This is a genomic window from Streptomyces sp. HSS9-12 (assembly GCF_054963655.1).
In genome coordinates this window covers 1-7,985 of the sequence record NZ_JBUEGC010000092.1, presented here as the reverse complement: position 1 = coordinate 7,985, position 7,985 = coordinate 1, and the positions used below count along the sequence as shown (strand labels likewise).

General features: G+C 69.9%; 5 protein-coding genes and 1 pseudogene. All 6 read right to left on the bottom strand.

Translation table 11 applies throughout. The features are described 5' to 3' along the window. On the bottom strand, nucleotides 1-1,704 hold a 1,704-nt coding region (gene kdpB / locus ACY34J_RS28425), incomplete at its 3' end, for a potassium-transporting ATPase subunit KdpB (protein WP_462729512.1). Further along, the gene (gene kdpA, locus ACY34J_RS28420) at nucleotides 1,701-3,365 is read right to left on the bottom strand and encodes a potassium-transporting ATPase subunit KdpA (protein WP_462729511.1); all 1,665 of its coding nucleotides are present in this window, start codon (nucleotides 3,363-3,365) and stop codon (nucleotides 1,701-1,703) included. The genes kdpA and kdpB, both read right to left, overlap by 4 nt. Nucleotides 3,366-3,373: 8 nt before the next feature. Beyond that, nucleotides 3,374-3,463, bottom strand: coding sequence for a K(+)-transporting ATPase subunit F (gene kdpF / locus ACY34J_RS28415; protein WP_037802756.1), 90 nt, complete (start codon nucleotides 3,461-3,463; stop codon nucleotides 3,374-3,376). 700 nt (nucleotides 3,464-4,163) lie between these two features. Further along, nucleotides 4,164-6,764 (bottom strand): DUF4118 domain-containing protein, encoded by a 2,601-nt coding sequence (locus tag ACY34J_RS28410; RefSeq protein WP_462729510.1) that lies wholly within the window; start codon nucleotides 6,762-6,764, stop codon nucleotides 4,164-4,166. 35 nt (nucleotides 6,765-6,799) lie between these two features. Next, a complete protein-coding gene (locus ACY34J_RS28405) occupies nucleotides 6,800-7,711 on the bottom strand; it encodes a potassium-transporting ATPase subunit C (protein ID WP_462729509.1) in 912 nt (303 codons plus the stop codon). Next, nucleotides 7,712-7,985, bottom strand: a pseudogene (locus ACY34J_RS28400) (potassium-transporting ATPase subunit B); the annotation flags it as partial. It lies immediately after the preceding gene.

Here is a 7,985-nt window from a genome sequence, read left to right as displayed (position 1 = left end):
CGCAACACCGACATCCGCCTGTGCCAGCGCCGGGGCGTCGTTCGTACCGTCGCCCGTCATCGCCACGAGCTTGCCGCCGGCCTGCTCTCGTTTGATCAGCGCCATCTTGTCCTCGGGCGTGGCCTCGGCGAGGAAGTCGTCCACGCCCGCCTCATCCGCGATGGCCTTGGCGGTCAGCGGGTTGTCACCCGTGATCATGACGGTCTTGATGCCCATGCGGCGCAGTTCCTCGAACCGCTCGCGCATGCCCTCCTTGACCACGTCCTTGAGGTGGATGACGCCCAGGACGCGGGCCTTGTCCCCGTCCTCCGCGGCCACGAGCAGCGGGGTGCCGCCGGCCTCGGAGATCTTGTTGGCGAGGGTGTCGGCGTCGTCGGGGACGTCGCCGCCGCGCTCCTTGACCCAGTTGATGACCGAACCGGTCGCCCCCTTACGGATCTTCCTGCCGTCGACGTCCACACCCGACATCCGGGATTGGGCGGTGAAGGGCACCCACTCGGCGTGCTCCAGCTCGCCCTGGTGCCGCTCGCGCAGCCCGTACTTCTCCTTCGCCAGGACGACGACCGAACGCCCCTCGGGAGTCTCGTCAGCCAGCGAGGAGAGCTGTGCCGCGTCCGCCACCTCCGCGGCGGTGGTGCCCTTGACCGGGACGAACTCAGCAGCCTGACGGTTGCCGAGGGTGATGGTGCCGGTCTTGTCCAGCAGCAGCGTGGAGACGTCGCCCGCGGCCTCGACGGCGCGGCCGGACATCGCCAGGACGTTGCGCTGGACCAGGCGGTCCATGCCCGCGATGCCGATCGCGGAGAGCAGTGCGCCGATGGTGGTCGGGATCAGGCAGACCAGCAGTGCGGTCAGCACGATCAGCGACTGCTCCGCGCCGGCGTAGATCGCGAACGGCTGCAGGGTGACCACGGCGAACAGGAAGACGATGGTGAGGGACGCGAGGAGGATGTTCAGCGCGATCTCGTTCGGCGTCTTCTGCCGCGCGGCGCCCTCGACCAGGCTGATCATGCGGTCGATGAACGTCTCGCCAGGCTTCGTCGTGATCTTGATGACGATCCGGTCGGACAGCACCTTCGTACCGCCGGTGACCGCGCTGCGGTCGCCTCCGGACTCACGGATGACCGGGGCCGACTCGCCCGTGATGGCCGACTCGTCGACGGACGCCACACCCTCCACGACGTCACCGTCGCCGGGGATGATGTCGCCGGCCTCGCAGACCACCAGGTCGCCGACGCGCAGCTCGGTACCGGGCACCCGCTCCTCGGTGTCGCCGGTCAGCCGGCGGGCCACGGTGTCGGTCTTGGCCTTGCGCAGGGTGTCGGCCTGGGCCTTGCCGCGGCCCTCGGCCACGGCCTCGGCCAGGTTGGCGAAGATCACGGTGAGCCAGAGCCAGGCGGCGATGACCCAGCCGAACCAGTCGCCGGGATTCTTGACGGCCAGCACGGTGGTGACGATGGAGCCGATCTCCACCACGAACATGACCGGGGACTTGACCATGACCCGCGGGTCGAGCTTCCGGAGCGCGTCCGGCAGCGACGTGACCAGCTGCTTCGGGTCGAACAGGCCCCCGCCCACGCGGCCGGTGGGCTTGTGACCTGTGGGCACGTCGCTGTGCGGAGCCCGGGTGGGAGTAAGACCGGGTGGGTTGGTGGGAGCAACAGGGGACACGGCGTCCTCTTGGTTTTCTCTGTGTGTGGTCATGACGCCAGCCCCTCGGCGAGCGGGCCCAGTGCGAGCGCCGGGAAGTAGGTCAGACCGGTGATGATCAGAATCGAGCCGACGAGCAGCCCGGTGAACAGCGGCTTCTCGGTGCGCAGGGTGCCAGCGGTAGCCGGGACCGGCTTCTGCTCGGCCAGCGAGCCTGCGAGAGCGAGCACGAACACCATCGGGATGAAGCGCCCGAGCAGCATCGCCAGACCGATGGTGGTGTTGAACCACTGCGTGTCCGCGTTCAGTCCGGCGAAGGCGCTGCCGTTGTTGTTGGCACCGGAGGTGTACGCGTAGAGGATCTCGGAGAAGCCGTGCGCACCCGAGTTGGTCATCGAGTTCGCCGGGGTCGGCAAGGCCATCGCCGCCGCGGTGAAGCAGAGCACCAGCGCCGGGGTGACCAGGATGTACAGGGCGGCGAGCTTGATCTCACGGGTGCCGATCTTCTTGCCCAGGTACTCGGGCGTACGGCCGACCATCAGGCCCGCGATGAACACCGCGATGATGGCCATGATCAGCATGCCGTACAGGCCGGAGCCGACACCGCCGGGCGCGATCTCGCCGAGCTGCATGCCCAGCATGGTGATGCCGCCGCCGAGGCCGGTGAAGGAGGAGTGGAAGGAGTCCACCGCACCGGTCGAGGTCAGGGTGGTGGAGACCGCGAAGATCGACGAGGCGCCGATACCGAAGCGGGTCTCCTTGCCCTCCATCGCACCACCGGCGATCTCGAACGCCGGGCCGTGGCCGCCGAACTCCGTCCACCACATCAGAGCGACGAAGCCGACCCAGATGGTGGCCATGGCGGCGAGGATCGCGTAGCCCTGCTTCACCGAGCCGGCCATCCTGCCGAAGGTGCGGGTCAGCGAGAACGGGATCACCAGGATCAGGAAGATCTCGAAGAGGTTGGTGAACCCGTTGGGGTTCTCAAACGGGTGGGCCGAGTTGGCGTTGAAGTAGCCGCCACCGTTGGTGCCCAGCTCCTTGATCGCCTCCTGGGAGGCCACCGCGCCGCCGTTCCACTGCTGCGAGCCGCCCATGAACTGCCCGACCTCGTGGATGCCGGCGAAGTTCTGGATCGCACCGCAGGCGACGAGCACGACCGCGGCGATCACCGAGACCGGCAGCAGGATCCGTACGGTACCCCGCACCAGGTCGGCCCAGAAATTGCCGAGTTCACCGGTGCGCGTGCGGGCGAAGCCCCGCACCAGCGCCACTGCGACCGCGATGCCCACGGCCGCGGAGACGAAGTTCTGCACCGCCAGGCCGCCGGTCTGCACGACGTGGCCCATAGCCTGCTCGCCGTAGTACGACTGCCAGTTGGTGTTGGACACGAACGACGCGGCGGTGTTGAACGCCTGATCCGGGTCTATGGAGGAGAAGCCGAGCGATCCCGGCAGGCTGCCCTGGAGGCGCTGCAGCAGGTACAGGAAGAGGACGCTGACGGCGGAGAAGACCAGGACGCCGCGCAGATAGGCGGGCCAGCGCATCTCCACATCAGGGTTGGCACCGATGGCCCGGTAGATCCACCGCTCGACGCGCAGATGCTTGGTCGAGCCGTAGACGCGGGCCATGTAGTCGCCGAGCGGACGGTATGCAAGGGCCAGCGCCGCTATCAGCGCGAGCAACTGGAGCACACCAGCGAGTTCCGGGCTCATATCTGTACTCAGAACCTCTCCGGGAAGACGAGGGCGAGGACCAGATAGCCCAGCAGGGCGACGGCCACGACCAGACCGACGACGTTTTCGGCAGTCACAGCTTCGCCACCCCCTTGGCAACGAATGCCACCAGCGCGAACACCGCGACCGTGGTAACGACGAAGGCCACGTCGGCCATCGTGAGCTCCTAGGTACTTTCGGACAGTGGAAACGGCGTCCGCTTCGGACGCCGGCGCCCTATAGAAGACCGCACGATCGCGCAGGTGAGCGCATTCTTGACGGCACTCTGACGGCATCGTGCGGCGTATTGACGCACTCCTAACGCGCGACCGTCCGGACGCCGCTCGAGCACCTCGCCTCCAGGCCCGGTACGGGTCGGGGGACCAGTGGCGCGATGGTGCCGAGGCCGGGGCATGCCCGACGCCGGGCGGATACCAAGCGTCATCAAAGGCGCCGGGGGCCAATGGCAAGGCCCCGTCAGAGCGGCGTCAACAGGACGTACGAGCGCTGGATCGCCGCTCGGGCCCGCCGTAGATTTCTCGTGCGGCGCGGCCCTCGGCCGGCCTCCACCGACAGGGCGCTCACTCACCGGCGGGCCGACACCGCACGGCACGCCACGGGGCAGGAAACCGTCACCTTCCGCCTGCCTGCCCCGTGACGTCGCCATAGTGCCGGGGCCTCATCCGGCCCGGAAAGCTCCGGAGCCGGCCAGAACTGACGATCCGGGCGGCCTTCCCCGCGTGGACGCTTTGACCGAGCGTCCTCCCCGGATCGGCAGACCCCGTCGGGCGGGTGCCCTCAACCACCCGCCCGGCGGGCGGAGTGTTCGTCAGCCTCGTACAGCGGCGGAGCCGCGCGGGGCGTGAGCGGCGGCTGGGCGACGGGCAGGCTGAGGACCATCGTGAGGCCGCCTCCAGGGGTCTCTTCGGGCACAAGGGTTCCGCCCATGGCTTCGGCCAGCCCTCGCGCGAGAGTGAGCCCGAGCCCGGTCCCGGTGTGGCGTTCGGCGGTGTCCAGGCGCTGGAAGGGCTGGAAGGCCCGTTCGCGGTCGGCCCGGGGAATGCCGGGTCCGCGGTCGATGACCCGCAGTTCTGCGCGGTCGGCATGGGTGCTGGCAGTGATCAGTACGCGCTTGCCGGGCGGGCTGTGGCGCTGAGCGTTGGAGATCAGGTTGACCAGGATCCGTTCCACCAACGCGGGGTCGGCAAGCAGTTCCGGGATGCCATCCGGGATGCGGATATCGACGTGGTGGTCTGCGGTCCCGAGGCCGTCCAGGGCGCTGGCGACGATGTCCTCGACGGCCAGGGGCTGCGCAGCGGTGCCGAGCGTGCCTGCCTGGAGCCGGCTCACGTCGAGCAGGTCCGAGATCAGCTTGTCGAGCCGGGTGAGGGATTCCCTGGCGGTGGCGACGAGCGCGGCGCGGTCGTCGTCGGTCCATGCGATGCCGGTGTCGGCGAGGCTGTCGACGGCGGCTTTGGCGGCGGTCAGCGGGGTGCGCAGATCGTGGCTGACGGCATTGAGCAGGGCCGTGCGCGCTCGGTCCGCCTCGGCGATGGGGCGGGCCTGTTCGGCCTCCTCGGCCAGGCGCTGCTGGCGCAGTGCGACGGCGGCTTGGGCTGCGTACGCCTCGAGGACCCGCTGCTCTGCCGCCGGCAGGGCATGGCCGCGCAGTACGAGCGTGAGGTCGTCGCCGACGGGGATATCGGCGTCGCCTTCGTCGGGGCTGGCGCACGGCTCGACGCCGACGGAAGCAGCGATCTGCCAGCTGTGCGGGTCGCGTTGGCGCTCGGGGGTCAGCGGCGCACCGGGCCGGCGTTCGAGCAGGGTGACCGAGATCAGGCTGAATGTTTCCCGGAGCCGTTCCAGCAAGGTGTCGAGGGCCTGTTCGCCGCGCAGCACGCTGCCGGCCAGGGTGGAGAGCACTTCGGCCTGCGCGGTGGCGCGGGCCGCTTGGCGAGTGCGCCAGGCTGCCAGGTCGACGACCGCGCTGACCGCCACCGCGGCGAGGATGAAGGCCACCAGGGCGAGAAGGTAGTCGCTTGAGGCGACGGTGAAGGTGTGGACGGGAGGCGTGAAGTAGTAGTTGAGGAGCAGGAACCCGGACAGGGCGGCGACGAGCGCCGGGAAGAGGCCGCCGACCAGCGCGACGCCGATGACCGCCAGGAGGAATACAAGGATGTCGCTGGACAGCGACAGTTGGCCGCGCAGATTGGCCAGGACGAGGGTGAGCAGGGGCAGTCCCCCGGCGGCGAGGAGGAAGCCGGCCAGGCGCCGACGTCGCGTCACTCCCTCGCGGGGCAGGCCCGCGCGCCGTCCCCGCCCTACCTGTTCGTGAGTGACCAGGTGAACGTCGATCGGCCCGGACCGCGCGGTGGTGTCGACGCCGACGCCACGTGAGAAGAGCTGCCCGAGGCGCCCGCGTCGAGAGGCGCCCAGCACCAGGGAGGTGGCGTTGACACCCCGCGCGAAGTCGAGCAGCGCCTCGGGGATGTCGTCCCCGACGACTTGGTGGTAGGTGCCGCCGAGGCTTTCGACGAGCGCGCGCTGCCGGGCGAGGTGGGCGGGGGCGGCGCTGGTGAGCCCGTCGCTGCGGGTGACGTGTACGGCGAGCAGGTCGGCGCCCCTGGCGCGCTCGGCGATGCGCGAGGCGCGGCGGATGAGGGTGTCGCCTTCTGCACCGCCGGTCAGGGCGACGACGACGCGCTCGCGGGCCTCCCATGTGCGGGCGATGCCGTGCTCGGCGCGGTACTGCTCGAGCTGATCGTCGACCTTGTCGGCCAGCCACAGCAGGGCGAGCTCGCGCAGGGCGGTCAGATTGCCGACCCGGAAGTAGTGGGTGAGCGCGGCGTCGACCTTCTCCGGCGGGTAGATGTTGCCGTGCGCCATCCGGCGGCGCAGCGCCTCGGGGGTGATGTCGACGAGTTCGACCTGGTCGGCGCGGCGTACGGCCTCGTCGGGGATGGTCTCTCGCTGCGGCACCCCGGTGATCTGCCGAACGACGTCGTTGACCGACTCCAGATGCTGGACGTTGACCGTGGTCAGTACGGTGATGCCGGCGTCGAGAACCCGCTCCACGTCCTGCCAGCGCTTGGCATTGGGCGAGCCGGGAACGTTGGTGTGGGCCAGCTCGTCGATCAGCGCGACCTGGGGGCGACGGGCGATCACGGCGTCCGTGTCCATCTCGGTGAAGGCCGTTCCGCGGTAGGACACGGTCTTGCGGGGGACGACCTCGAGGCCTTCCAGCAGCGCGGCGGTGCGGGCTCGGCCGTAGGTCTCCACATAGCCCACGACCACATCGGTGCCGCGCTCGGCCCGGCGCTGTCCCTCGGCGAGCATGGCGTAGGTCTTGCCCACCCCGGGGGCGGCGCCGAGGTAGATGCGCAGCTGCCCGCGCTCCATCACGGTCCTCCCTTCGGCCCCCGAGCCGGTCTTCGTCACCCGTGGAACGGGTAGCGGCGGTCCAGCTCGCGGTTGAGCCGCAGCACATTGACGTGCGGGGCTCCCATGAATCCCAGTGTCCGTCCAGCGGTGTGTTCCTGGACCAGGTCGAGCACCCGGCGCAGGGGCAGCCCGCGTACGCGCGCGATGCGGGGTGCCTGCAGGCGCGCGTAGGCGGGCGAGATGCCGGGGTCCAGGCCGCTGCCGCTCGCGGTGACGGCGTCGGGGGGCACAGCCGGCGTCGCCGGGGCGTTGCCGCGTACGGGCACGATCTCGCCCGTGGCGTAGTCCTGCCCGTACACGGCGCACCGAACGGGGACGCCCCGGTAGGCGGCGAGGAACGGCTTCGCCGGGCACTGTTCGTTGACGCTCACGACCCGCGTCGGCCTGGGCACGTGGCCCGCTGCGTCGCGCGGGCCGAGGACCGCCAGCACCGCGCCCGCCCCGTTGGGCGTACAGAACGGACGTGCCCCGTCCACGCCCTCCCGCTGGCCGATTGCCTTGCTGCGGGAACAGACCTGAGTGAGCAGGCTCTGCCGGGCGTTCGCATCCTGCTTTCCGGCCTTGACGAGCACGGGGTCGGGCAGGGTGTCCCGGATGTCCTCCGGGCCGAGGTTGCTGGCGCCGGTCGCGGTGGGGTCGTAACCCGTGCCTGCGGCCGACGGGCGGCTTTGGAAGTACTGCGTCAGCGTCCTGCCGCCCTTGCCCGTGAAGCTCTGCCCGATGATCCGGCTGCCGACGGTACGTCCGCCTGCGTCGATCATCGAGCCGTTCGCTCTGCCGCGCAGCCCTGGTAGCTGGACGACGGCGGTCACCACCAGCGGGTAGACGACCCCGCACACCACGGTCAGCAGCAGAAGAGCGCGCAGCGCCGCGAGGTGCCGGCGGGCCCAGGTCGGCGGCCGCATTCAGGACACCCCCGGAATGAACTGCACGAGCAGATCGATGAGCTTGATGCCGATGAAGGGGGCGATAAGGCCGCCGAGCCCGTACACGTAGAGGTTGCGGCTCAGCAGTTGCGAGGCGGAGCTGGGCCGGTACCGCACTCCCCGCAGGGCGAGTGGGATCAGCGCGACGATGATCAGCGCGTTGAAGATGACCGCGGACAGGATCGCCGACTGCGGGCTGTGGAGGCGCATGATGTTCAGCGCGTCCAGGCCGGGATAGACCACCGCGAACATG